24 protein-coding genes and 1 other annotated feature are annotated in these 25,151 nt (G+C 39.0%); of the genes, 20 read left to right on the forward strand and 4 right to left on the reverse strand.

What is annotated here, in order from left to right; all coding sequences use genetic code 11:
* Positions 1–106: 106 nt before the first annotated feature.
* The 9 genes from M3175_RS00335 (at position 107) to M3175_RS00375 (ending at position 8,971) form a co-directional block, all read left to right on the forward strand.
* The gene (locus tag M3175_RS00335; RefSeq protein WP_251513388.1) at positions 107–370 is read left to right on the forward strand and encodes a YtzC family protein; all 264 of its coding nucleotides are present in this window, start codon (positions 107–109) and stop codon (positions 368–370) included.
* A 10-nt stretch (positions 371–380) separates the two neighbouring features.
* Positions 381–560, forward strand: coding sequence for a glycogen biosynthesis protein GlgD (locus tag M3175_RS00340; protein WP_251513390.1), 180 nt, complete (start codon positions 381–383; stop codon positions 558–560).
* A 345-nt stretch (positions 561–905) separates the two neighbouring features.
* Positions 906–1,625: a toast rack family protein gene (locus M3175_RS00345; protein ID WP_251513391.1), complete on the forward strand. Its 720-nt coding sequence runs from the start codon at positions 906–908 to the stop codon at positions 1,623–1,625.
* A gap of 107 nt (positions 1,626–1,732) precedes the next feature.
* Positions 1,733–3,094, forward strand: coding sequence for a sigma-54 interaction domain-containing protein (locus M3175_RS00350; protein WP_251513394.1), 1,362 nt, complete (start codon positions 1,733–1,735; stop codon positions 3,092–3,094).
* A 294-nt stretch (positions 3,095–3,388) separates the two neighbouring features.
* Positions 3,389–4,708: a GntP family permease gene (locus M3175_RS00355; protein ID WP_251513397.1), complete on the forward strand. Its 1,320-nt coding sequence runs from the start codon at positions 3,389–3,391 to the stop codon at positions 4,706–4,708.
* A gap of 13 nt (positions 4,709–4,721) precedes the next feature.
* Positions 4,722–5,498, forward strand: coding sequence for a 3-hydroxybutyrate dehydrogenase (locus M3175_RS00360; RefSeq protein ID WP_251513399.1), 777 nt, complete (start codon positions 4,722–4,724; stop codon positions 5,496–5,498).
* Between the two features lie 95 nt (positions 5,499–5,593).
* Positions 5,594–5,813, forward strand: a binding site (T-box leader).
* Positions 5,814–5,866: 53 nt separating this feature from the next.
* Complete coding sequence (gene leuS, locus M3175_RS00365) at positions 5,867–8,281, forward strand: leucine--tRNA ligase (RefSeq protein WP_251513400.1); 2,415 nt, start codon at positions 5,867–5,869, stop codon at positions 8,279–8,281.
* Positions 8,282–8,397: 116 nt separating this feature from the next.
* Positions 8,398–8,697, forward strand: a complete 300-nt coding sequence (locus M3175_RS00370; protein ID WP_251513402.1) for a rhodanese-like domain-containing protein — start codon at positions 8,398–8,400, stop codon at positions 8,695–8,697.
* 91 nt (positions 8,698–8,788) lie between these two features.
* Positions 8,789–8,971, forward strand: a complete 183-nt coding sequence (locus M3175_RS00375) for a sporulation protein Cse60 (protein ID WP_066057499.1) — start codon at positions 8,789–8,791, stop codon at positions 8,969–8,971.
* A 13-nt stretch (positions 8,972–8,984) separates the two neighbouring features.
* On the opposite strand, the gene M3175_RS00380 is transcribed toward M3175_RS00375, so the two are convergent.
* Positions 8,985–10,256 carry a BaiN/RdsA family NAD(P)/FAD-dependent oxidoreductase gene (locus M3175_RS00380; protein WP_251513403.1) on the reverse strand — a complete coding sequence of 424 codons (1,272 nt, stop codon included), beginning with the start codon at positions 10,254–10,256 and terminating at the stop codon, positions 8,985–8,987.
* Between the two features lie 202 nt (positions 10,257–10,458).
* Here M3175_RS00380 and M3175_RS00385 point away from each other — a divergent pair, with 202 nt between their 5' ends.
* Together M3175_RS00385 and M3175_RS00390 are read left to right on the forward strand one after the other, a co-directional pair.
* Positions 10,459–12,075 (forward strand): putative polysaccharide biosynthesis protein, encoded by a 1,617-nt coding sequence (locus M3175_RS00385; RefSeq protein WP_251513405.1) that lies wholly within the window; start codon positions 10,459–10,461, stop codon positions 12,073–12,075.
* Positions 12,076–12,097: 22 nt separating this feature from the next.
* The gene (locus M3175_RS00390; RefSeq protein ID WP_251513406.1) at positions 12,098–12,817 is read left to right on the forward strand and encodes a pseudouridine synthase; all 720 of its coding nucleotides are present in this window, start codon (positions 12,098–12,100) and stop codon (positions 12,815–12,817) included.
* A 39-nt stretch (positions 12,818–12,856) separates the two neighbouring features.
* On the opposite strand, the gene M3175_RS00395 is transcribed toward M3175_RS00390, so the two are convergent.
* Positions 12,857–13,078, reverse strand: coding sequence for a DeoR family transcriptional regulator (locus tag M3175_RS00395; RefSeq protein ID WP_066057490.1), 222 nt, complete (start codon positions 13,076–13,078; stop codon positions 12,857–12,859).
* Positions 13,079–13,427: 349 nt separating this feature from the next.
* On the opposite strand from M3175_RS00395, the gene M3175_RS00400 reads away from it, so the two are divergent.
* The 3 genes from M3175_RS00400 to dat all read left to right on the forward strand — a co-directional run bounded on the left by M3175_RS00400 (position 13,428) and on the right by dat (position 17,122).
* Complete coding sequence (locus M3175_RS00400) at positions 13,428–14,696, forward strand: M48 family metallopeptidase (RefSeq protein WP_251513407.1); 1,269 nt, start codon at positions 13,428–13,430, stop codon at positions 14,694–14,696.
* Between the two features lie 134 nt (positions 14,697–14,830).
* On the forward strand, positions 14,831–16,243 hold the full coding sequence (pepV, locus tag M3175_RS00405) for a dipeptidase PepV (RefSeq protein WP_251513409.1): 1,413 nt from the start codon (positions 14,831–14,833) through the stop codon (positions 16,241–16,243).
* Positions 16,244–16,267: 24 nt separating this feature from the next.
* Positions 16,268–17,122, forward strand: a complete 855-nt coding sequence (gene dat / locus M3175_RS00410) for a D-amino-acid transaminase (RefSeq protein WP_251513411.1) — start codon at positions 16,268–16,270, stop codon at positions 17,120–17,122.
* A gap of 40 nt (positions 17,123–17,162) precedes the next feature.
* Here dat and cysK read toward each other — a convergent pair whose 3' ends face one another.
* Positions 17,163–18,089 carry a cysteine synthase A gene (gene cysK / locus M3175_RS00415; protein ID WP_251513413.1) on the reverse strand — a complete coding sequence of 309 codons (927 nt, stop codon included), beginning with the start codon at positions 18,087–18,089 and terminating at the stop codon, positions 17,163–17,165.
* A 210-nt stretch (positions 18,090–18,299) separates the two neighbouring features.
* Between cysK and thpR the strand changes: the two genes are divergently transcribed.
* From thpR to M3175_RS00440, 5 genes are all read left to right on the forward strand, one after another.
* A complete protein-coding gene (gene thpR / locus M3175_RS00420; RefSeq protein ID WP_251513414.1) occupies positions 18,300–18,863 on the forward strand; it encodes an RNA 2',3'-cyclic phosphodiesterase in 564 nt (187 codons plus the stop codon).
* 29 nt (positions 18,864–18,892) lie between these two features.
* Complete coding sequence (locus tag M3175_RS00425) at positions 18,893–19,873, forward strand: NERD domain-containing protein (RefSeq protein ID WP_251513416.1); 981 nt, start codon at positions 18,893–18,895, stop codon at positions 19,871–19,873.
* Between the two features lie 20 nt (positions 19,874–19,893).
* Positions 19,894–20,862, forward strand: a complete 969-nt coding sequence (locus tag M3175_RS00430) for a diacylglycerol/lipid kinase family protein (RefSeq protein ID WP_251513418.1) — start codon at positions 19,894–19,896, stop codon at positions 20,860–20,862.
* Positions 20,859–22,997 carry a type I pullulanase gene (gene pulA / locus M3175_RS00435; protein ID WP_251513420.1) on the forward strand — a complete coding sequence of 713 codons (2,139 nt, stop codon included), beginning with the start codon at positions 20,859–20,861 and terminating at the stop codon, positions 22,995–22,997. Before M3175_RS00430 ends, pulA begins: the two co-directional genes overlap by 4 nt.
* Before the next feature lie 195 nt (positions 22,998–23,192).
* A complete protein-coding gene (locus M3175_RS00440; RefSeq protein ID WP_251513421.1) occupies positions 23,193–23,978 on the forward strand; it encodes a phosphotransferase family protein in 786 nt (261 codons plus the stop codon).
* On the opposite strand, the gene M3175_RS00445 is transcribed toward M3175_RS00440, so the two are convergent.
* The gene (locus M3175_RS00445) at positions 23,966–24,244 is read right to left on the reverse strand and encodes a YtzH-like family protein (RefSeq protein ID WP_251513423.1); all 279 of its coding nucleotides are present in this window, start codon (positions 24,242–24,244) and stop codon (positions 23,966–23,968) included. The two genes, M3175_RS00440 and M3175_RS00445, sit on opposite strands and share 13 nt — an antisense overlap.
* A 178-nt stretch (positions 24,245–24,422) precedes the next feature.
* On the opposite strand from M3175_RS00445, the gene trmB reads away from it, so the two are divergent.
* Positions 24,423–25,067 carry a tRNA (guanosine(46)-N7)-methyltransferase TrmB gene (gene trmB / locus M3175_RS00450; RefSeq protein WP_251513425.1) on the forward strand — a complete coding sequence of 215 codons (645 nt, stop codon included), beginning with the start codon at positions 24,423–24,425 and terminating at the stop codon, positions 25,065–25,067.
* The last annotated feature ends 84 nt before the right edge of the window (positions 25,068–25,151 follow it).

The following is a 25,151-nucleotide window of genomic DNA, read 5'->3' on the forward strand; positions in this document are numbered from 1 at the left end:
TTGGTGAGTTCTGCCACTAGAGAGAAGTTGTAAGAAAAGGGGTACTTGTACAAACTACATATGAAGCATATTGCTTCTTTGTCAGAAGAAAAAGGGGGGCTTTAGAATGGCAACTCATCAATCCATGATTAACCTCTTTGAGAGATGTAATGCGGTATTACGAAATGCCGAGACACAGTTTAACATAAGCAGTAGGCAGGATCATTATAACGATGAGAACTTAGATATTGCTATGAGAGAGCTTGAGGATGCATACAATGATGTCGCAAAAATGGCATTAAGTGCAAATGAGGTACAACGAGAAGATCTGCACCGCATGAGGCTGCAAATTCAGCAGCTCCAAAACCAAATGACGCTACTTGATCGATAGGGGGAGAAGGATGAAAAAGCGTTCGAAGCAAAACAACCCTGAGCAAAAAACACGAAACGGAATCAACAATCAAGATGTAGAGCTTGGATCTGATTTCGATCAGGTCAAAGCAGCAAAAAAGAAGTATGAAAACAAAGGCGGCCAGCCTGTGAAATCAAAGTTTCATCCAGAACCGGAGCAAAGCTCTTAATAAGATAAGAGTCCCACAGTCGTTGGGACTCTTACTTTTTTTGTTAAGAATTAATTGAATATTTTTACTCTCTTTTTGTCAGTAGAAAATGATTTATGATGTTGTTAATCCTAATCACTTTGTTTGTAATCTCCATCATAACCACATACCTATATGATCGAAATCTTCAAACCAGAAAGATACAATACAAACAAGCGTAATGAACTAGCTTATTATTGAGCTAGTTTTTTATTTTGCTCAGATGTTTCTAAGCCTGAAGTCTGAGGAGAAGTTAAAGCTTGCGCCTCGCTACATTTTTTCAATCTCCTTCTATAATCAAGGTATAGAATTCAAGGAGGAAGAAAAATGAAAAAATTTATATATGGTGTAGTGGTAGCAACGGGAGTTTTAATGCTTGCAGGGTGTAATATCTTGGCAGTTGGGAAGGATGCATATGAAAAAAGCCTATTGGTTGAAAGGGATCAAGCAGAAGAATTGGAGCTTGAGATAAATATGGGAGCGGGAGAATTAACATTGGAACAAGGATCCAAGGAGTGGGTAACTGGAGAGGCAAAATACAACAATAAAGATTTAGAGCCTGAGGTTTCCTATAAATTAACCGGAGATACAGGAAAGATTTCTATAGACCAGTCAAAGAGCGAAGATATCAATGTAAATAAGGGCGGCCTAAAAAATGAATGGAATCTACAGGTTACCAATCAAGTTCCTTTGGAATTAATTGTGAACTCTGGTGCTTCCGCTAGTACGCTGAACTTATCAGGATTAAAGCTTCAAGACCTTCAAATTAACGCAGGTGTTGGAGATTTTACTGTTGATTTAAGTGGAGACTGGAAGAATAGTTTCGATGTAACTATGGATATGGGGGTAGGAGTCACAACCTTGATTTTACCAAAAGATGTTGGGGTAAAGGTTATTTCGGAAAAAGGTTTAGGAATAAGATCTGTGGAAGGATTATCGTCAGAGGGAGATGGAGTCTACGTAAATGACAAGTTTGGTAAAAGTGACGTCACAATAACGGTGAATGCAGATCTTGGTATTGGGGAGTTTGAGATTAAAGAAGAGTAGTCATTCTTAGGTAGAAAAACTGATTGAAATAATCAATCAGTTTTTTTCTTCTTTACACTATTATCTGAAAAATATGATAATGAAATAAAAAGCAGAGGAGCCATCCTATGATTCAAGCGTTGTCAAAACTTTCGGTGGATACGATTGAAACAATTGTTGAACATGCATTTGAGTGGCTAGTGGTTGTTGATAGAGAAGGGTTAATTACTTATATAAATAAAAATTATTGTGAGTTTCTTGATGTGAACAGAGATGAAGTAATTGGTGTTCATGTATCAAAAGTAATTGAGAATTCAAGAATGCATATTGTAGCAAGAACTGGAAAGGAAGAAATTGCAGATCTTCAGTATATTAAAGGCAATTATATGATTGCGAATCGTCTCCCTATTTTTTCAAAAGGGGAAGTGATTGGGGCGTTTGGAACCGTTTTCTTTCGAGATACACAAGAATGGATGAAGATGAACTCACATGTAAAGAGCTTGCTGTCAAAGATGCAAAGTTACATACAAGATCTGGATCGAAGTGTGAAATACTCTTTAGAAGATATTCTTGGGACTTCAAAGCAAATTGTGAGCTTAAAAGAAAAGGTCAAGATGATTGCGGCGAGTGATATATCGATCCTGATTCGGGGAGAAAGCGGTACGGGAAAGGAGCTTTTTGCACACAGCCTTCATCAACTCAGCAATCGAAGTCATCAGCCATTCGTTAAAATCAACTGTGCAGCCATTCCAGAACATCTATTAGAATCTGAGCTTTTTGGCTATGAGGAGGGTGCGTTCACGGGGGCAAAAAAAGGTGGAAAAAAAGGAAAGTTTCATCTAGCGGATGGAGGAACTCTCTTCTTAGACGAAGTGGGCGATATGCCATTAAATATGCAGGTAAAGTTGCTGCGTGCACTTCAGGAAGGGGAAATTGAAAGTGTTGGGGCACTAAAGCCAATGAATGTAGATGTTCGGATTATTGCTGCGACTAACCGTCCTTTAGAAAAAATGATGGAAGAAAAACGATTCCGGGAAGATCTATTTTATCGGATTAATGTTGTTCCCTTTCAAGTACCTTCATTACGAGAAAGAATGGAAGATATTCCTATTTTATTAGAATATTTTATTAATAAGATTACAAGAAAAAGTGGGAAGAGAATTCACGGAGTAAGTGAAGAGGTTTTTGAAGTGCTTCAAACATATAGCTGGCCAGGAAATATTCGCGAGTTAGAAAATGTGATAGAGGCTGCCATTCATTTAACAAATGGAGAAAGCATCACAGTCGAGTCCTTACCGGATTATATTCATGACTCCTCTGTATATCCACTTGGAAAAAGGAAGCTAAAGGAAATATTGGACGAAACCGAGCGAAGAGTTCTTCAGCAAAGCTTAGTAAAGTATAACCATGATAAGCTTTTGGCAGCTAAAGCACTAGGGATAAGTAAATCAACTATGTATGATAAATTAAAAAAATATGGGCTTGAGTAGTCCAGAAATTCGGAATATGTTCCAGATTTCTGGACTTCTTTCCGTCTATGATTTTATTAATACTTTTCAGGTAAAGGACATGTTTTTTTTGAAATCTACTCTATGATTTTTTTAATCTAATAGACTGTTCAGTCCAGAAATCCGGAATGAATGTTCACCAAAAAGTCATAAAAAACACACTACAATAAGGATTAACGGTTTGGCACGATCCTTGCATAAGTAAAAGGGAAGGGAGGATGCAAAAGAAGAGTGTAACCGTTTGCAATTTAGTGCGACTACAAAGGGGGAAATAAGATGCTAAGTATGATTGGTTTAATTGGTGGTTTGGCCTTATTAATTTTCTTAACGATGCGAGGAATGAATTTACTTGTCGCAGGTCCATTATCAGCATTGTTTGTAGCTGTTCTGAATGGAATGCCATTGTTTCCACAACTTGTGGCAGAAGGGGAAGCGAACCTTGTTGGAAACTATATGTCTGGTTTCTCTAGCTTTGTTACGGCATGGTATTTAATGTTCCTTCTAGGGGCTATCTTTGGAAAAGTTATGGAAGATAGCGGTGCAGCTGATTCAGTTTCTAGGCTAATTGTTGAGAAGCTTGGAATGAAGTATGCCATTCTTGCCATTGTTGCTGCCTGTGCGGTCTTAACATATGGAGGAGTAAGTTTGTTCGTGGTGGCCTTTTCTGTCTATCCGATGGCACTTAGTTTGTTTAAACAAGCAAACTTACCACGACGTTTTATACCAGCAGCATTAGCCTTCGGATCGGTTACCTTTACGATGACCTCTGCTGGCTCACCGGAAATTCAAAACTGGATTCCAATCGATTATTTGAATACTTCTCCTTATGCGGGTTGGGAAGTTAGCCTAATTGTTGCCGTATTTATGATGATTTTTGGTTATTGGTGGCTAAAGCGCATGATTACAAAAGCGGTGGAAAAAGGGGAGCGCTTTGTTGAACGAGATGGTGATCCAGTCAATGAAGAAAGACAACTACCAAATCCTTTAATGGGTATTTTGCCGTTAGTCGTGGTTCTTGCGATTTCATTTATTTTCCATGATTCCTTAAAGCAATCGGCACTTATCATTGCTCTCTTAGGTGGTGTTATCGCGACGTATGCCCTTAACCGTAAATACTTTAAAAACTTTTGGAGTGCTGTTTCAGAAGGAACTCTTGGAGCATTGATTGCCATAGGAAATACAGCTGCTGTTGTTGGATTTGGTGGTGTAGCGAAGGCAGTTCCTGCATTTGGAGTGGCTGTTGACTTTATGACGAGCATTCCGGGAAGCCCTCTTATTGGAGGGGCGATAGCAGTTAGTGTCATTGCTGGTATGACAGGATCAGCCTCTGGTGGTCAAGCGATTGCATTGCCATTGCTTGCCCCTCACTACATGGATATGGGAGTCAATCCGGAAGCACTCCACCGTGTCGTGGCTATTTCATCTGGAGCATTGGACTCTCTCCCACATAACGGATATGTGGTCACCACGGTTCGAGCCATTTGTGGGGAAAGTCATAAGGATGCATACAATCCAGTTGGTGCAGTAACCGTCATAGTACCTACTCTAGGTGTGATTCTGGCGATTATTTTGTTCTCTTTAGGTGTAGGAATCTAGAAAGGAGTTTCTTATGAAGGACCAATCGATTGTTTTTGTAACGGGGGCAGCCCAGGGAATCGGGTATGAGATTAGTAGAAAGTTTGCTGAGCAAGGTGCAAAGATTGTCTTAACGGATGTCAATGAAGAAGCGGTTGTCACTTCAGCAAACGAGCTTCGAGCGTTAGGTTTTGAGGCAATGGGAATCAAATGCGATGTAACAAAAGAAGTAGAAATTATTGCAGCAATTGAACAGGTGATTTCTCATTTAGGATCTATTGATGTGTTAATCAATAATGCAGGACTTCAACATGTATCTTCTATTGAGGATTTTCCTACAGAAAGGTTTGAGCTGCTGATAAAAGTCATGTTAACGGCACCGTTTATGTTAACAAAGCATGTATTGCCTCATATGAAAACACAAGGCTTCGGGCGAATCATTAATATGTCTTCTATCAATGGGTTAGTTGGGTTCGCTGGTAAAGCCGCATACAATAGTGCGAAGCATGGGGTGATAGGGTTAACGAAAGTAACGGCCTTAGAAGCAGCAACCTATGGGATTACGGTGAATGCTCTTTGCCCTGGTTATGTAGACACTCCTCTGGTACGAAATCAGCTAGCCGATCTGGCCAGGACGAGAGGAGTAGAGCTAGAAAGAGTTCTCGAGGATGTTATTTACCCACTCGTCCCACAAAAACGCTTGTTAACTGTTGACGAGATTGCGAGTTACGCGATTTTTCTAGCAAGTGAAGCGGCGAAAGGGATTACTGGTCAAGCGGTTGTTATTGACGCAGGCTATACGGTTCAGTAAAAAATACACACACTCTACTCCTTATCATCATATGCTACAAAACACAACTTGCATCAAGCTAGAAAATACACTACAATAGCATCATACTTAAATATGTGGTGACCATGATAAGGAGTAGTAGTGAGAATTACCTGAAAGTAGAGAGTTGACGGATGGTGAAAGTCAACCAGGTGTCCATGAACTCGCCTTTGAGTCGCAAGTGTGAAAGAAAAGTAATGCTTGCCGTATTCCGCGTTAAGGATAATGAAGCGAGTGACTTGTGCACTAATGTGGGTGGTACCGCGGGAGATTCTACATAATCCTCTCGTCCCTTTTTATAGGGACGGGATTTTTTGCGTTTAAACAAGTATTTTTAGGAGGAATTAAAAGTGAGCTTTAATCATCAAGAAATTGAAAAAAAGTGGCAGAGCTTTTGGGATGCTAATAAGACGTTTCAAACCAGTGAAGAAAAAGGAAAGCGCAAATTTTATGCGTTAGATATGTTTCCATATCCATCTGGAGCAGGGCTGCATGTAGGACATCCAGAAGGGTACACAGCAACAGACATTTTATCACGTATGAAGCGTGCGCAAGGCTATAACGTGTTACACCCAATGGGATGGGATGCGTTCGGTCTTCCAGCTGAGCAATATGCATTGGACACAGGGAATGATCCTGCTGAATTCACAGCATTAAATATTGCCACATTTAAGCGTCAAATCAAGGCTCTAGGTTTCTCTTACGATTGGGATCGCGAAGTGAATACTACAGATCCTGAATATTATAAATGGACACAATGGATTTTCTTAAAATTGTTTGAAAAAGGCCTAGCCTATATTGATGAGGTAGCCGTAAACTGGTGTCCAGCTCTGGGAACCGTATTATCAAATGAAGAAGTCATTGATGGAAAAAGTGAACGTGGTGGTCATCCTGTTGAACGCCGTCCAATGAAGCAGTGGGTGTTAAAAATTACTGCGTATGCGGATCGTTTATTAGAGGATTTAGAAGAACTTGACTGGCCAGAGAGCTTAAAGGATATGCAACGCAACTGGATTGGTCGTTCTGAAGGAGCCGAGATTACTTTTAATATTGAGGGGAACGACGGTCAATTCACCGTTTTTACCACAAGACCTGATACATTATTCGGTGCTACCTATGCGGTATTAGCACCAGAGCATGCATTGGTTGAAAAGATTACGACAGCAGAGCAGCGAAACGCGGTTCAAGCATATATTGAACAGATAAAGAGTAAGAGTGATTTGGAGCGTACCGATTTAGCTAAAGACAAAACGGGTGTATTTACAGGAGCTTATGCCATTAATCCGGTTAATGGAGCGAAAATGCCTATCTGGATTGCTGATTATGTACTTGTTAGCTATGGAACAGGAGCGATCATGGCGGTACCAGGTCACGATGAGCGAGACTACGAATTTGCTAAAAAATTCGAATTGCCAATTGTGGAAGTAGTTGCAGGTGGAGATGTTTCAAAGGAAGCATACACAGGTGATGGCGAGCATGTAAACTCTGACTTCTTAAATGGAATGAATAAAGAAGAAGCGATTTCTCGTATGATTGCTTGGTTAGAGGAAAAAGAAATCGGAACGAAGAAGGTTACGTACCGTCTACGCGATTGGTTATTTAGCCGTCAACGCTATTGGGGAGAGCCAATTCCAGTCATTCACTGGGAGGATGGAACTATGACAGCTGTTCCTGATTCAGAGCTTCCATTGGTATTGCCAAAAACGACAGAAATTCGTCCGTCTGGTACAGGCGAATCTCCACTTGCGAATATCGAAGACTGGGTTAACGTAGTTGACCCTGGTACAGGCAAAAAAGGACGTCGTGAAACAAATACGATGCCTCAATGGGCAGGAAGCTGCTGGTATTACCTACGTTATATTGATCCGAAGAATGATCAAGCGTTAGCAGATCCAGAAAAGTTAAAAGAGTGGCTTCCAGTAGATATTTATATCGGTGGCGCAGAGCATGCGGTTCTTCACTTGCTTTATGCTCGATTCTGGCATAAGTTTTTGTATGATATCGGTGTTGTAAGCACGAAAGAACCATTCCAAAAATTGTTTAATCAAGGGATGATTCTTGGGGAAAACAATGAAAAAATGAGTAAGTCAAAAGGGAATGTCGTAAACCCTGACGAGATCGTTGGAACTCATGGTGCTGATACGCTACGTTTATACGAAATGTTCATGGGTCCACTTGAAGCTTCTATCGCATGGTCCACACAAGGATTAGACGGTTCACGCCGCTTCTTAGACCGTATTTGGCGCTTGTTAGTAGATGAAAATGGGGAGATTGCTGAGAAGGTTCAATCGGTTGATTCTTCTAGTCTTGAAAAGATCTATCACCAAACCGTGAAAAAGGTGACAGAGGACTTTGAAGGATTACGCTTTAATACGGCTATTTCACAGTTAATGGTATTTATTAACGAAGCTTATAAAACACCAGTGCTTCCTAAAGACTATGTGGAGGGCTTTGTGAAATTGCTTGCTCCGATTTGTCCACATATCGCTGAAGAGCTTTGGTCAAAATTAGGTCATAGTGAAAGCGTCTCTTATGAAGCTTGGCCAGCATTTGATGAAGCGAAGCTAGTCGATGACGAAGTAGAAATTGTTGTTCAAATTAACGGCAAGGTGAAGGCGAAGCTTATGGTACCGTCTGATGCAAATAAAGAAGCGCTTGAGCAAATAGCAATGGATGATACAACGGTAAAAGAGCAAATCGATGGCAAGACGGTTCGAAAAGTTATCGCTGTTCCTGGAAAGCTAGTGAATATTGTTGCTAATTAATTAGGGTTGATTTGAGCACCTGTTTTCGGGCAGGTGCTCTTTTTCTAAAAGAGAATGATTGAAAAGTATCGTACAAGTCGTGTACGATAGAAGAAAATTAAAAGGGGTAATGTTGGATGGTAAAAGAAATTACAACTGCAGAGTTACAAGAAAAGCTAGAAAAAGGGGAAAAATTACAACTGATCGACGTGCGTGAGGATGAAGAAGTAGCTGCTGGAATGATTCCTGGTGCAAAGCATATTAAAATGGGTGAAGTTCCAATGCGTTTAGACGAATTAGATCAAGATACGGAGTACATATTTATATGCCGTTCAGGTGCAAGAAGTGAAAATGTGTGCTATTTCTTGCATGATCACGGCTATAATGTAGTAAATATGGTCGGTGGCATGATGAAATGGACTGGAAAAGTAGAATAATGTAGTGTGGGCCTAGGAAACTAGGCTTTTTTTTATGCTTTTAAAATATCTGAATTTTGTTAATACTCAATAATAAAAGGGAGTGAGACTAATGATTCAAGTCAAACTGTTTGATGAGGAGCATGAAAAAGATCTTGAAAAGAAAATGAATCGTTTTCTCGAAAAGGTGGATGAACAAAAACTAGTTGATATTAAATACAATATTGCTGCCTTACCTGAGGACGTGGATGAGCAAATTTATTGTTTTACCGCCATGATTATATATAAAGCCTGAGGAAAAATAATCCTCAGGCTTGACTCAAGGCATACTCCGCACTATTGGCACCAGCTAAATGTCCGGTCACAAGGGCAGAAGTAATATTATACCCACCAGTATATCCGTGGATATCTAGTATCTCCCCACAAAAATACAATCCATTAACAAGCTTGGAGGCCATGGTTTGTGGTTCAACCTCTTTCACTGACACTCCACCACCAGTAACAAAGGCTTTTTCTAGGGAAAGAGTTCCATTCACCTTAAACTGAAACTGTTTGCAAACTTTCACAAAGTTTCGTAGCTTATCATGGGAAATGACTCCCCCCTGTTCGTTTGCATCGATGTCAGCAACCTGTAATAAAAACAATAAATAGCGTTCTGGTAAATAGCCCTTCAATATATTTTTTATACTTTTCTTTGGATCGGCCTTCACCATCGCAATGATTTCTTGGAAAAGTGGCTCCTCTTTTTTACCTGGAAGGGCATCAATACTCATCACCACTTCCTTTAGGTTCCACTTTTTCATCGCCTTCACCACATACTGACTGCAACGAAGTACTGCCGGGCCACTAATCCCAAAGTGAGTGAATATCATATCCATCTCATGAGTGATGAGAGGTTTGCCCTTTGGATTCAACACACTAAGACCGACGCCACGCAAGGATAGGCCTTGCAATTCCTTTGATTGAATGAAAGGCTCATTTGAAGTGATAGGAACTTCAGTTGGAAATAGCTCTGTGATGGTATGTCCGGCCTTTTCCGCCCAAGCATATCCATCTCCTGTAGATCCGGTATGAGGGACTGATTTGCCTCCAACTGCTAAAATAATCGCAGACGCAGAATAGCTCTCTTTGTTTTTTAAACGTACAGCGGATGCTTTTCCATCTTTATATTCCACGGTTTCAACAGGGGAGTTTGTGAGTATATCCACCCTAAGCTCTTTCATCCTTCTGATCATTGCATCTACAACAGATTGTGCTTTGTCAGAAACAGGAAACATTCTTCCGTGGTCTTCCTCTTTCAATTGAATGCCAAGCTTTTCAAAAAAAGAAATAATGTCTTCGTTATTGAAGATGCTAAACGCACTATATAAAAAGCGACCGTTACCTGGGATATGTTTGATTATTTCGTCCACTGGAAGGCGATTCGTCACATTACAGCGACCACCTCCAGATATGGCAAGCTTTCGTCCAAGCTTGTCTCCTTTATCAATTAAAAGGACTTTTGCTCCCTTTTCACCTGCCGCGATGGAAGCCATCAGTCCAGAAGGTCCTCCACCAATGACAATTACGTCATAGTTCATATCTTTCACCAACTTTCCATCACCATTATAAGTCAGCTTGTTAAGAAAGAAAACTTTTCCACAAAAAGTGGCATCAAAGCACGGAGTTGTGTACACTCAGATTAGATTCACACAAAAATCACAGTTTTTTTCAAACTTTATGATAAAATATGAATTTGGCGTTTGAAATAATTTTCGGCATTTCTACATAGGAAGGGATCACATGCAATCTAAGTTATTACGAGGAACATTTATTCTAACTTTAGGAACATTTATTTCAAAATTATTAGGTCTTTTTTATGTTATACCGTTTGCAAGGATTGTAGGAGAGACAGGAACCGTACTGTATCAATATTCCTATGTTCCTTATACCATATTTATCAGTCTTGCCACTGCTGGAGTACCTCTAGCTGTAGCGAAGTTTATTTCCAAATATAATGCCATGGAAGAATATGCGGTCGGCAGGAGACTCTTTAAGTCAGGATTGCTAGTCATGCTTGGGACAGGGGTTGCGGCCTTCTTGATCCTCTATTTATCCGCGCCAATGGTTGCGGACATTATCATTGCTGATCATGATAAACAAACGAATCCTAGGGATATTGTAACGGTTATACGAGCAGTAAGCTTTGCGCTTATCATTATTCCTTTTATGAGTTTAATTCGCGGATTTTTCCAAGGACATCAATCGATGGGGCCTTCGGCTGTGTCCCAGGTAGTTGAACAAATTGTTCGTATTGCCTTTTTATTAGCTGGAGCGTTCATCGTTCTTAAAGTGATGAAAGGTGACATCGTAACTGCCATTAGTATTGCCACTTTCTCAGCCTTTGTTGGAGGCTTGGGTAGCTTATTTATTCTCTTTTGGTATTGGTATAAAAGAAAGCCATATCTCGATGAATTACTTCTACAAGATAAGGGAACCGTTCAAGTATCATTAAAAGATATGTACAAGGAAATACTGATTTATTCGATTCCTTTTATTCTTGTTGGAATTGCCAATCCTTTATTTCAATGGATTGATACGATGACCTTTAACCGAGCAATGACTTCTATTGGGTTAGGGGGTATTTCAGAAAGAGAACTAGCTAAATTAAGTTTTAATACTCATAAGTTAGTCATCATTCCGGTATCGTTGGCAACGGCATTTTCATTAACGCTAGTGCCTAGTATTACTCAAGCCTTTATTTCAAAAGATCAAAAGGCTGTGAACAAGCAACTTAATCAAACCTTCCAGGTGCTAATGTTCATCACATTGCCCGCTGCGCTTGGATTATCTCTACTTGCTGAGCCTGCGTATACGGTTTTTTACGGACCTAACGCATCAGGGACGGACATCCTGCAATTATATGCACCAGTTGCGGTCTTGTTTGCCCTCTACTCAGTGACGGCGGCCATATTACAAGGAATTGACGAACAAAAGTTTACCATTTTAAGTCTGTTAGTAGGGATATTAGTGAAGCTCTCACTCAATATTCCATTCATCAAGATGTTTGAGACAGATGGAGCGATTTACGCAACCGCACTTGGTTACGGAGTTGCCATTGGCATTAATTTAGTGGTTATTAAAATATTTTCTGGATATCGCTTCCGCCTCGTTTTGCGGAGAGGATTGCTTATTGTTATTTTTAATGTGTTTATGATTCTCATAGCTGCACTTGTCTACTATTTAGCTACACTGGTTTTATCTCCAAAATCTGAGATGCAGTCTATTATTATCATCCTCCTTTCAGCAGCAGCTGGAGCAGGGATTTATGTATACTTAAGCTTTAAAACACGCCTCATTTACTTTTTGTTTGGAGAACGTGTGGAAAGAATCATGAAGAAGGTAAAACTAAGAGGGTAAGACTCCACTGGGAGGGAAACAATTGCGTATTGATAAAATGCTCGCGAATTTAGGTTATGGAAGTAGAAAAGATGTAAAAAAACTTCTAAAAGACGGCGCAGTAGTCGTGAACGATAAAGTAATAAAAGATTCAAAACAACATATTGATCCAGATAATGACGTGGTCACCTTAAATGGAGAAGTAGTCGAGTACAAGGAATTTGTTTATTTAATGATGAACAAACCCCCTGGTGTCATATCAGCTACTGAAGATAATCACGATGAGACAGTGATTGATTTGCTTGAATATGAGGATCAAGTGTTTGAACCGTTTCCTGTTGGTCGACTTGATAAAGATACGGAAGGACTCTTACTGATAACAAACGATGGTCAGCTATCTCATCGTTTGTTATCTCCAAAGAAGCACGTTCCGAAAACATACTTCGCAGTTATTGAAGGAATGGTTACTAACGATGATGGGGAAGCTTTTCAAAAGGGTGTCACACTCGATGACGGGTATTTGACGAAGCCAGCCTATTTAACGATTTTGAAATCCGGAATAATATCTGATATCGAGCTAACGATTACCGAAGGGAAATTCCATCAAGTAAAAAGAATGTTTGAAGCGGTAGGGAAAAGAGTCATTTATTTAAAAAGATTATCAATGGGGCCTCTAAAGCTTGATGAGACTCTGGAATTAGGAGAGTATCGAGAATTAACAGATGAGGAATTAGAAGAGTTAATCAACTATGAAGTGAAATAAAGAGTCCGCCCTTCCGATGAGGGAAGGGCGAACCGTCATTTAAGATGATATTTTTACCTTTTTTTCGGTTGTTGTCCATTTTCCACGACTTGGACTTTCGACTAGGTCATTATAAGCTAAAACATTTAGATCTCTCTGGATCGTTCGAGGAGTGATACCAAATTCCTCCACAAGCTCTTGCGTCGTGACAATTCCATGGTTATTAATAAACATGTAGATGGATTTGATACGGTTTAACATCCGGTTAGTCGAAGGTTTCAAAAAACCACTCCCTATCCTTTTTTCAAACCTTTGGCAAATAGCTACAACGGACGACTTCTTGAAGATGACTCTCCAAATGTATGTAAGCTTCTTTTCCCTAGACAACCCCTTTACAAGTGAATTATAAGCTGCTAAATGAAAATGTCTTTTCTTGTAGATTATTGTACTCTTATTTACAGATAATTTCTACTTTTACATAATAAATTAATAAAATGGTAATCTTTTCTTTAAAATATCCCTCCTTTTTCTTGCTGCTGTTACATTCTATTACTTATGTCATATAAGTTATGATAAGAAATTTGATTTTTGAAAAAATAGGACAATAATAATTTGAAAGGAATGACACAGATTGAATTCTTATTTACCTTCACAGCTTGTCCATCGCAAAGAGAATATCTATTTTGCACTTGTATTAACTTTTAGTATTTTAACTTATATTTTTTTAGTTTTTTCTATTTTAGGTATCGGAATTATTATCGTCATGGTCCTCTTATCCATTTTTTTTCATGGATTAATGATCGGAGGAATTAGAAGAAATGGCGTTCGAATAAGTGAAGAACAATTTCCTTCCCTTTATGAAAAGGCAAAGGAAATGGCCGCACAGATGGGCTTAGAAAACATACCACAAATGTATGTCATGGAATCACAAGGAATATTAAATGCATTTGCGACCAGATTTTTCGGGAGAAATATGGTGGTACTTTATTCAGAGATATTTGAACTAATTGAAAGAGATGCAGAAGATGAAGTACTATTTGTTCTTGCTCATGAGTTTGCTCATTTAAAAAGGAAACATGTTACGGTGAATTTTCTTTTATTGCCGGCCATGTGGGTCCCTTTTTTAGGAGATGCCTACTTACGAGCATGTGAATATACATGCGACCGTTATGCAACCTATTACTCTGGATCACTATCAGCATCAAAAAATGCTTTGACCATTCTAGCAATAGGGAAGGAACTTTATAAAAAGGTTAACAAAGAGTTATACATGAGACAAATTGAATCTGAAGCGGGCTTCTTTGTTTGGTTAAATGAAAAGCTCTCTACACATCCTCATCTGCCAAAAAGATTATATGAAGTGGATAAGTTCTTTTCAGAAACAGAAGTGGAGACGTTAAAGGAACCAAAAAGGGGAATTGTCATTGGAGTTATTGTAACGCTATTACTATCACTTGTATTTGCCGGTGGCGTGTATATGACTTTCAAGGCATTAGAGAAGTTCAATATTTTCTCTGAAGCATTTGAAATCGAGGGCATGACACCCTTAATGGAAGCGGCAAGTGAAAACGATACCGATTCCATTTCCACTCTTTTAGATGAAGGTGCTGACATAAATGAAGTAGATAGTGAGGGCTCATCTGCTCTTCATTGGGCGGTTTACTCTGGTTATTATGAAGCTGCAGTTTTATTACTTGAAAATGGGGCAGATGCCAATACGGTCGATATATACGATGCAACCCCACTCATCAGTGCTGTTTTTGCGGAGGACGTAGAAATGGTTAAGCTGTTGTTAGAATACGGAGCAGATGCCAAATACATCGATGCCTCTGGCTACACGGCTTATGATTACGCATTAGATTACGAAAATGCTGAGCTACAGGAACTACTTGCTCCATGAGAAAAATGCTGTCCGATTTGGGCAGCATTTTTCTTATGAAACTTTTTCTAGCAGTCCTGTCATTGTGGTTGTCTTTTCCAGCAGGGGGATATATTATTTAAGTCAAGTAGATTGGATTATTTAGGAGGATTTTCGTGACAAACATCAATTGGTCTTCAGAAGTCGAGAAAAGAAAAGATTCATTAATTGAAGATACTCAAAAGCTTTTACAAATTAAAAGCGTACTAGATGAAGAAAATGCCACTGATGATGCACCGCTCGGACAAGGAGTAAAGGATGCGCTTGTCCACATGCTTGAACTTGGGGAATCAGATGGGTTTTCAATCAAAAATGTGGGAAATCTTGCTGGACATGTAGAATTCGGAGAAGGAAAGGAAAGCATCGGAATTCTTTGTCACGTTGATGTGGTGCCAGAAGGAGATGGATGGTCAAGTGACCCGTATGCAGCAGAAATTCGGGATGGGAATATTTATGCTCGTGGTGCCATTGATGATAAGGGACCAACGATGGCTGCTTATTATGCGATGAAAATTGTAAAAGAACTTCAATTGCCTCTTTCGAAAAGAGTGAGAATGATCATCGGAACAGATGAAGAAAGCAACTGGCGCTGTGTGGATCATTATTTTAAGCACGAAGAAATGCCAACGATGGGGTTTGCACCAGATGCTGATTTCCCGATCATATTTGCTGAAAAAGGAATCTCTGATTTTGATATTGTGCAAAGGCCAAATGATACAGAGGAAAACAGTGGAACAACTGTATTATCTTTTCAAGCGGGCAGAAGATATAATATGGTTCCTGACTATGCCAAGGCAGCCTTACATACGAATCAAGAAGAGACACATATTATACAAGAATTTCAAACCTTCCTTGATGAACAACAGCTGAATGGAAAATACTTTGTAGATAAAGGCGAATTGATTTTAGAGCTAGAAGGAATCTCGGTGCATGGGATGGAACCTGATCTTGGTAAAAATGCCGGTATACTTTTAGCCGTTTTCTTAAATAAATTGCAGCTAAGTGGTCTAGGTAAACAGTATTTTTCCTTTATTCAAACCAATTTCTATCTTGATAGCCGTGGAAAGCAATTGGGAATTTCATATACGGATGATATTTCTGGGGATCTTACGTTAAACGTTGGAAAACTTTCCTTTACAAAAGAAAATGGCGGGATGTTAGGAATCAATCTTCGTTATCCTGTCACAGCAAAAATTGATCAAATACAGGAAAAGTTAGCTTCTGTTTTGCATGAACAAGGTTTTGAGGTCCAAAATGTATCAGATTCCAAACCCCATCATGTGGATGAAAAGGATTTTCTAATTCAAACTCTGAAAAAGGTTTATGAAGAACAAACGGGTGAGAAGGCAGAGTTACTTGCGATTGGTGGGGGCACTTATGCACGTTCGCTGCAATCAGGAGTTGCCTTTGGACCATTATTTCCAGGTCGACCAGACGTGGCTCACCAAAAGGACGAGTATATGGTTGTAGAGGATTTGCTTAAAGCAACAGCCATCTATGCTCAGGCTATCTATGAATTAGCTAAATAAATAGAGGACAAAGGGAGTGTATGTATGGATTACGTTATCGTTGGTGGAGAAATAGTTGATCGTGGCCTTGCAACGGTTGATATTGAGGATCGTGGTTATCAGTTTGGTGATGGTGTCTATGAAGTGATACGGGTGTATAATGGAAAAATGTTTACGGCCAAGGAACATTTGAATCGATTGCAGGAAAGTGCGGAAAAGATAAGCATTCAAATACCTTATCAACCGTCCGAATTAGAGACAATGTTACAAGGTCTGATTGAGAAAAATGAGCTAACTAATGGCATCATTTATATGCAATTTACAAGGGGAGCATCTCCACGTAATCACGCCTTCCCTCAAAACGTAGCTCCTATTTTTGTTGCTTATACAAGAAAAGTGGATCGTCCAGTCAGCAGTATGCAAGAAGGGGTAAAGGCTATATTCATTGAGGACATTCGTTGGCTACGCTGTGATATTAAGAGTCTGAATTTACTAGGGAATCTCCTTGCCAAACAGAAAGCTGTAGAAGCTGGTTGCTTTGAGGCCATACAACATCGAGACGATATCGTAACAGAAGGCAGTTCATCAAATGTAGCCATTGTAAAAAATGGAACGGTTATCACTCATCCATCGAACAACTTGATACTAAACGGAATCACAAGGCAAAAAGTAAAACAAGTATGTGAACAACATCAAATTCCTTTTGAAGAAAAAGAATTCACTGTTGAAGAGGTTTTACGAGCGGATGAAGTATTTTTATCTGGAACAACTGTGGAGGTAACACCAATTGTAGAAGTTGAGAAGAAAAAAATCTCTGGAGGACTTCCAGGAGAAGTTACGAAAAAACTTCAGCAGTTAATAAAGGAAGAAATAGAGAAGGAATGTGGAACGATAGAATAACTAAAATAGGCTGCCTATTATGGCAGCCTTCTCTAGTATCTTAAGAAAATAAATCACTTGATAGATATCTTTCACCGGTATCACATGCAATGCAGACAACAACGTCATCAGGGCCAAGAGTTTTAGCCACTTCGATGGCAGCGAAGCAGGCGGCACCAGAGGATGGCCCCACTAAGATTCCTTCTTCACTAGCCAATCTTCTTGTGATTGTGTAGGCATCTTCATCGGTAATTTTATGAATGTGGTCGTATACATCCTGGTTTAGGATATCAGGAATAAATCCTGGGCTCGTTCCTACTAGTTTATGCTTACCAGGCTTGCCTCCAGAAAGCACCGGTGAGCCTGCAGGTTCCACTACATGAACTTGCAAATTTAAGAAATGTTCTTTTAACACTTCACCCGTTCCAGTTATCGTGCCTCCTGTTCCCGCAGTGGCGACAAAAGCCGAAAGTGGTTTACCTATTTCCTTCATCGCTTCAACAATTTCAAGAGCGGTAGAGTGTCTGTGTGCATCAGGATTCGCTTCGTTTTCAAATTGCATAGGTAAATAACTATTAGGTATTTCTTTTGCTAGCTCTTGTGCCTTTCTTATGGAACCAGGCATTTTTTCATCACCTGGTGTTAAAACAACCTCAGCACCGTATGCCTTTAATAGATTGATGCGTTCCTTTGTCATGGTATCAGGCATGACTAAAATGGAGCGGTATCCTCGGGCTGCAGCATTCATAGCTAGTCCAATTCCTGTGTTCCCGCTTGTCGGCTCAATAATAGTTGCACCCTTTTTTAATAAACCTTTTTGTTCAGCTGTAATCATCATGTTGAATGCAGCACGATCTTTTACACTTTTACTAGGATTAAAAAATTCGAGTTTCAAATAGACGCTAGCACCATTTTGGGGTGCCAAACGATTTAATTTAAGTAGAGGGGTTTCCCCAATTAGTTCCGCAATATTTTGAACAACTTTCATCTAATGTTCTCCTAACCTTCAATAATTTTCCTTAGAAATCGATATTTTTACTGCAAAAATGGGAAATGTAACATATAAAAGTGAATAACTTTATTATACCTAAAGAGGTATATTGTATTCAAACATATGTGCTTCGTGTGATCGTCATTTTTTCGATTCAGTTACAATCTCTGTTAAAATATAAGAAAGCTTGAAAGGTTTGAAAAGTTTATGGATAAAAAAGCTCATTTTTTTTATGCAGTAAAAATACCAAGTGATACAAAAATCCTTGTATATAATAAACTACTTCCCCTTCAAAAGGAGTTTCCTTTTCAAAAATGGGTTCATCCTGAGGATTTTCATATTACTCTAGCCTTTTTAGGAAATGCAGAAATAGGCATGTTGGAAAAGTCGATTCAATTTGTATCCGATGCACTTAAGAATGAAAATGCTTTTCCTCTAAATATTGAAGGGCTTGATACTTTCGGAAGAAAGGAGTCTCCAAGAATCTTTTGGGTGCGATTAGTGGAACAATTTTGTTTATACGAAGTAAGGAAAAAGGTATTTGATGCTTGCGAGCTAGCCGGTTTTTCCCTTGAGAAGAGACCTTTTCATCCACATATAACTATAGCAAGAAAGTGGAAGGGAAATACCCCTTTTGCGCCTGAATTACTACAGCTAAAGAACCCTTTTGTTCGTGACGCTTTCTCGTTTGTTGCTAATGAAGTGGTGTTGTATCAGACACATTTGGACAGAGAACCAAAATATGAGGTTGTTCAATCTTTTAAGTTGTAGATCATCTGTTTATAGAAAGGAAAACCCGCATGGGACAATTAATTAAACTGCAAGATTATGTTTCACGTTACGAACAAAATATTTATGAATATCCCTCTAGATATGTAAGGTTGAAAAAGCAGCAATGGGGAAAAATTCACTCTCTCTGGGAGTCAGATTCTATCATTGAAAGCATTCAACCGGTCTCAACGAATTGGTTAGAAGAAGATAAACAGCCATTAGTTGATCGTATGAAGGGATTTTTTAAAAGAGAAAGAAAAGACGATGAAGCGGAGGAGAAGGAGATACAATCGGAGGTACAAGAATCTTCTGGTCTTTCATTTTCCCCGTCATTTACCTTTAAACCAGCTACTGAAGTTGAGCTAAAGCATCAATTTCTCGACCAATTACTACGTTTTCAAATGAAATGGGCGAGCACAACCTTATTGGAGCAATCGAATATCAGTAAGAAGTATTTGTATGATCACAGGCTTAAATACTTTTTGCAACGCTTTCCTGATACAACCCTCGTGATGTATGAGCCAATCTTTCTATTGAAAAAAGCTCCGGTAGAAGTAGAAACGATTTTAATCACTCCAACAGATGTGTGGTGTATCAGCTTCTTAGAGGAAGAGGATCATGCGGTCTTTCAAGGAACGAAAGAAAGGTTTTGGGTAAAGCGTCATCAAGACCAGGAACAAAAGGTGTTAAATCCACTTATTGGACTCAATCGTACAGAAAAAATTGTAAAGAAAATATTTGAGTTGTATGAAATAGAGTTGCCGATTCATAAAGTAGTATTAAGTAGAAATGGCTATATTGATTATCCCTATCCACCCTATGGTATACAACTCATTGAAAAAAGAAATTACGAAGAATGGTTTCAAACAATGAGAAGCAATAAAACGCCACTAAAGCATGCACAGCTTAGAGCAGCACAAATGCTTCTGCAGTTTAGTCAAACAACAAGTATGCGCCGAATAGAATGGGATGTTTTAAATAAAGGAGAACAAGAAGAAAAAGAATTCTAGACACGTATGGGATGAGAAAAATGGGGAAATTATACTTTATTATTAATCCAAATGCGAAAAATGGCTATAGTTTAAAAGTGTGGGATAAAGTCGAAAAAGAATTACAAAGACAACAAATTCCCTACAAAGCCTTTCTCACCGCTTATAAAGGAAATGGTGCTGAAATAGCGATGCGTCTTGCTAAGCAAGAAGGTGAGGTATCAATCACAGTTGTTGGTGGAGATGGAACATTAAATGAGGTAGTTAATGGAGTCATCTCTAGTCCACATGTAAAGGTTGGATTTATTCCTGCTGGTTCTGGAAATGATTTTGCAAGAGGATTTCAAATACCACGAAATCCTCTTCATGCATTATCCGTAATGTTAAGAGAGAGAAAGCAAGAACCGAGGTTAACTGACGTGGGGAGAATATCAAGCTCCAGTATGGAAGACCTGTACTTCATAAATAACATGGGAGCAGGACTCGATGGCTTAATTTCCAAACTCGCTAATCAATCAACTATGAAAAAGTGGTTAAATAAATTATCCTTAGGTGGCCTTGTATACGTGTACTTGCTTATCAAGGAAATTCTATTTTATCAACCGACAGATGTTCAACTTACTGTGGATGGCAGCCTTTATGATTTTCCTGCTACCTGGTTTGTGACTGTGGCCAACCAGCCGTTTTATGGGGGAGGAATGCAAATTGCCCCGAATGCAAAAACCGATGATGGCTTGTTAAATATTATCATTGTACATCGTGTATCAAGGCTAAAAATGCTTTCTGTGTTTGTAAGCGTTTTTTGGGGTGGTCATGTCGCCTTCAAAGAAGTGAAGATATTAGCTGGACGAGAAATTCAAATATATTCTTCTAACCCAATGATGGCACATGCTGATGGTGATTATTTTGCCGAAACACCTTTACAAATTCAGGCTTGTCAGCAGGTGTTGCCAATTATCACAAGGGGAATAAAGAAGGATAGGGGGCAGAAGGAGCTGAAAAATGCATGATTATTATTGAGAGACTTTTTTATGCCTATTTAGATGATGTGAACATAATTACAATCTTGTTACCAATGAGTTATCATAATGGCGAGTCAAGGGAATTTTCACTGAAAGCAGCTGATAAAACGGAGAAGTTAGCTATTATTGAGAAAATACGATTACATGATTCCGTTAAATATATTTGCACCACCGGCAAGGAGCCGGAAGTCGGATTGACTTATTGTGTGATGGATGAATATGGAGGGGAGACGGATCTCCAAATAGGAGCGGTTATCCGAACTCCTCAGTTTGATGAGAAATTTTATTATGACGGGCCATTGGGAATTCAATATTCACCAGAAAGGACCATCTTTACACTTTGGGCGCCTACCGCAACCCAATGTCAGGTGAAACTTGCTCGTACAGCTGACGATCAAGCAAACCAATACGAAATGACTCGCATGGAAAAAGGGGTATGGGTCACGACGGTAGAAGGGGATCTGGAGGGATATCACTATACTTATCTTGTTTGTGTGAATCTTCAATGGAGAGAAGCGGTAGATCCTTATGTTGTTGCTGTTACAGCGAATGGGGAAAAAGGGGTGATAATTGATCTAAATCGAACACCTGTGGTAAGTAAACCACTAACCGGATTTAATTCCCCTACTGACGCTATTATTTATGAAGCACATATTAGAGACTTAACCGTCCATCCAAATAGTGGAGTTACAGATAAAGGTTTATATTTAGGTACGAGTGAACGAGATACGTTTACTAGCCACGGTCAACTTACGGGTCTTAGCTATATAAAGAATTTAGGAGTAACACATATCGAGCTACTACCGCTTCATGATTTTGCTGGTGTTGATGAGTTAGGGGATAAGGAGGATTATAACTGGGGGTATAATCCGATACACTTTAATGCTCCTGAAGGAAGTTATTCATCTAATTGTCATGATCCATATGCGAGAATCAATGAATTAAAAAAGTTAATTGGCGCTGTTCATGATGAAGGCCTTCGAGTCATATTGGATGTAGTATACAACCATGTTTATATTAGAGAAGAATCTTCTTTTGAAAAAATTGTACCAGGCTACTTTTTTCGTCATGATCAAAATGGAATGCCCTCTAATGGAACTGGAGTAGGAAATGACATTGCTTCTGAACGAAAAATGGTAAGGAAATTTATCGTCGAATCGGTCCTCTTTTGGAAAAAAGAATACGGTATAGATGGCTTTCGCTTTGATTTGATGGGGATTTTAGATATAGAAACCATGAATGAAATAAGAAAATCGCTTGATTTATTGGATCCTTCGACCATTATGATTGGGGAAGGGTGGGACTTAAATACTCCGATCGCCATTGATACAAAGGCGAGTATTCGTAATCAGAAGAAACTTTCAAGGGTTGGTCAATTCAATGACTTCTTTAGGGATACCGTAAAGGGCAATACATTCAATCTCCATGATAAAGGCTACGCGTTAGGAAATGAAAGATACTATGAGGCTGCAAAGAAGATTTTAGCAGGTAGTGTAGGTTTAAAGGAAAAGGGATTATTTCAAGAGCCGATTCAATCGGTAAACTACATCGAATCTCATGACAACCACACCTTTTGGGATAAACTCCTTATATGTGAGAAAGAGGAGCCTGAAGAGATTAGAAAAAAGCAGCAGAGATTAGCAACCGCATTTGTTCTCCTGTCACAAGGAGTGCCTTTCTTACATTGTGGCCAAGAATTTTTTCGGACGAAAAAAGGAAATGGAAATAGTTATCGAGCCCCTAATGACATTAATCAAGTGGATTGGGACCGGGTCTATGAAAACAAAGAGCATGTAGACTATATCAAGGGATTAATCAAATTAAGAAAAACACATCAAGCCTTTCGTTTTCATACAACTGAACTGATTAATAAGCATATGTCTTTCTTACCATTGGAAAAGCCTGTTATTGGATATACCCTTCGTGATGTTAGGAAATTTGGAACATGGAGTGAAATCATCGTTCTATTCAATCCTCTAAAAGTAGAACGTCATGTTTCGTTACCTACCGTTGATTGGCAGGTCATTGCGGACCAAAATATTGTAGAATTGAATGGGATTTATCAGATACATGAAAAAGAATTTAGTCTCCCTCCACTTAGTGTTTATGTACTAGTCAAGTAAGAAAGTATGATGTCTCTACTTGACGAAGGAAACACTAGGAGATAAAATCTATAAAGATGGCTATTGTCGATTTTTTTTACAATAGCCGTCTTTTTTACTTGTAAGAGACTTGTACCTTACCATGGTGAATACTTAATAAAGCAAAGCTACTTATTATAGAAACTAACGACGCAGTTAAAATGAAGGTGAACAATTTTGGAACACTTATTTGGACAAGAGTGGGAAATCGTTCCTGCAGGAGGAGCGACAGGAGAAGCGTTTATTGCACAGCATGAAGATCAGAGGCTCTTTCTTAAACGAAATTCCTCTCCATTCCTTGCCGTATTATCAGCAGAAGGTATTGTTCCAAAGCTAATTTGGACGAAAAGGCTTGAAAACGGGGATGTAATCACTGCTCAGCAATGGTTAGAGGGAAGAGAGCTAAAGCCGCAAGATATGAATACGAAGCGCGTGGCAAAGCTCTTAAAGAAAATTCACCAGTCGGAAGCCTTACTCGGCATGCTAAAAAGGATGGGGAAAACTCCATTAGAGCCTGTTCATCTTTTGTCCATTGTAGTGGAGGGGCTAGATGAGGATGTGAAATCTCAAGCGGCCATCCAAGAGGCTCTATTATTCTTGCATCAGGAGCTCGATCGTATACATTATGAGGAAAAAGTTGTTTGTCATTGCGATGTTAATCACAATAACTGGTTGCTCACAGAAAGCAACCAGTTGTACCTCATTGATTGGGATGGTGCGATGATTGCCGACCCTGCCATAGACCTAGGGATGATGCTGTATTGGTATCTCCCGCAAGACAAATGGAGCGATTGGTTGGACATGTATGAAATAGAGCTTACGGACGAACTGATGCTACGAATGAAATGGTATACGATTGCGCAGACCATTTCATCTATTCAATGGCATAAAAATAAGGATAGATACGAAGAGATGAATTACTGGGTGAATTATTTGTCTACACTGGTTGGTCAAGAAAATTGATCGATTTCTGATACCCACTGTCCAAGTTGTTCTTGGTGGGACTCGATATGTTGATCAAGCTCATTTGTGTTTGCTCCGTGCTGAGAATAGCTATAAATTTGTTCTAGTACATGTTTTACATCTTGATCGAGTTCCGTGTTAACCATCAGTGATTTTACCAAACGTTCTAATTGTTCACATTCAGATACAGACCCGCAACAATCGGTACTGTGATTCGTTAATATATCTTTTAATAAATTCATTTGATCTTTTTGTTCTAAAGGCATTCGATACACCCTTTCAAGGTTGCTTGAAAATACGCAAAAAGGAACTTCACATTTATGTTGTGAATTCCTTTTTTTATTTATACGTAAATTAATAATATGGGCGAAGTATTAGTTTTGGTTGCATCAAAATTGCTCACATGATATGGTTTGAACGATAGATTATTTTAGGGGTGTCAACATGCGTTTAAGAAATAAGCCTTGGGCAAAGGATAGGCTCGAATCCTATCCGCAATATGTTGTAGCAAATCCAGAAAGCTACAAAGGAAATTGGAACGAAGTATTCGGGAATGACCAGCCTATTCATATCGAAATTGGAACGGGGAAAGGTCGTTTCATTACTGAAATGGCTAAAGCAAATCCACATATTAATTATATTGGGATTGAGGTATATAAAAGTGTAATTGTTATTGCTCTCGACCGCCTAATTGAGGAAGACCTTCCTAATTTGCGTCTAATGAACGTAAACGCTGTCGAACTTCAGAACTATTTTGCTAAGGGTGATGTTGATCAAGTTTATCTAAATTTCTCAGATCCTTGGCCAAAAACACGCCATGAAAAGAGACGGTTAACATACAAAACCTTCCTTTCCATTTATGAAAATATTCTGGTAGATAATGGAGAAATTCACTTTAAAACAGATAATCAAGGCTTATTTGAATTCTCTCTTAGAAGCTTTTCAGAGTACGGAATGCTTTTAAAGTATGTAAGCTTAGACCTTCATAATAGTTCTTACGAAGGAAATATTATGACAGAATACGAAGAGAAGTTCTCGTCTAAAGGCTTCCGTATCTATCGTTCTGAAGTTCAATTTCAGAAAAAATAAGCAGTCCTACAATTGTAGGACTGTTTTTTTCGTAAGGAGTTGGGTAAGTTAATAATATTTACGGAGATTATGTGAAGGGGGAAG

The organism is Robertmurraya korlensis (assembly GCF_023715225.1).
Taxonomy (GTDB): Bacteria; Bacillota; Bacilli; order Bacillales; family Cytobacillaceae; genus Robertmurraya_A.

Bases quoted from the DNA above. Each gene is read 5' to 3' on its own strand.
- M3175_RS00430 (WP_251513418.1), top strand. From the start codon at position 19,894: ATGGGGAAATTATACTTTATTATTAATCCAAATGCGAAAAATGGCTAT.
- M3175_RS00445 (WP_251513423.1), bottom strand. From the start codon at position 24,244: ATGCCTTTAGAACAAAAAGATCAAATGAATTTATTAAAAGATATATTA.
- M3175_RS00360 (WP_251513399.1), top strand. From the start codon at position 4,722: ATGAAGGACCAATCGATTGTTTTTGTAACGGGGGCAGCCCAGGGAATC.
- M3175_RS00370 (WP_251513402.1), top strand. From the start codon at position 8,398: ATGGTAAAAGAAATTACAACTGCAGAGTTACAAGAAAAGCTAGAAAAA.
- thpR (WP_251513414.1), top strand. From the start codon at position 18,300: ATGGATAAAAAAGCTCATTTTTTTTATGCAGTAAAAATACCAAGTGAT.
- M3175_RS00345 (WP_251513391.1), top strand. From the start codon at position 906: ATGAAAAAATTTATATATGGTGTAGTGGTAGCAACGGGAGTTTTAATG.
- pulA (WP_251513420.1), top strand. From the start codon at position 20,859: ATGATTATTATTGAGAGACTTTTTTATGCCTATTTAGATGATGTGAAC.
- M3175_RS00335 (WP_251513388.1), top strand. From the start codon at position 107: ATGGCAACTCATCAATCCATGATTAACCTCTTTGAGAGATGTAATGCG.
- M3175_RS00380 (WP_251513403.1), bottom strand. From the start codon at position 10,256: ATGAACTATGACGTAATTGTCATTGGTGGAGGACCTTCTGGACTGATG.
- M3175_RS00385 (WP_251513405.1), top strand. From the start codon at position 10,459: ATGCAATCTAAGTTATTACGAGGAACATTTATTCTAACTTTAGGAACA.
- cysK (WP_251513413.1), bottom strand. From the start codon at position 18,089: ATGAAAGTTGTTCAAAATATTGCGGAACTAATTGGGGAAACCCCTCTA.
- dat (WP_251513411.1), top strand. From the start codon at position 16,268: ATGGATTACGTTATCGTTGGTGGAGAAATAGTTGATCGTGGCCTTGCA.
- M3175_RS00340 (WP_251513390.1), top strand. From the start codon at position 381: ATGAAAAAGCGTTCGAAGCAAAACAACCCTGAGCAAAAAACACGAAAC.
- trmB (WP_251513425.1), top strand. From the start codon at position 24,423: ATGCGTTTAAGAAATAAGCCTTGGGCAAAGGATAGGCTCGAATCCTAT.
- M3175_RS00425 (WP_251513416.1), top strand. From the start codon at position 18,893: ATGGGACAATTAATTAAACTGCAAGATTATGTTTCACGTTACGAACAA.
- M3175_RS00355 (WP_251513397.1), top strand. From the start codon at position 3,389: ATGCTAAGTATGATTGGTTTAATTGGTGGTTTGGCCTTATTAATTTTC.
- M3175_RS00375 (WP_066057499.1), top strand. From the start codon at position 8,789: ATGATTCAAGTCAAACTGTTTGATGAGGAGCATGAAAAAGATCTTGAA.
- M3175_RS00350 (WP_251513394.1), top strand. From the start codon at position 1,733: ATGATTCAAGCGTTGTCAAAACTTTCGGTGGATACGATTGAAACAATT.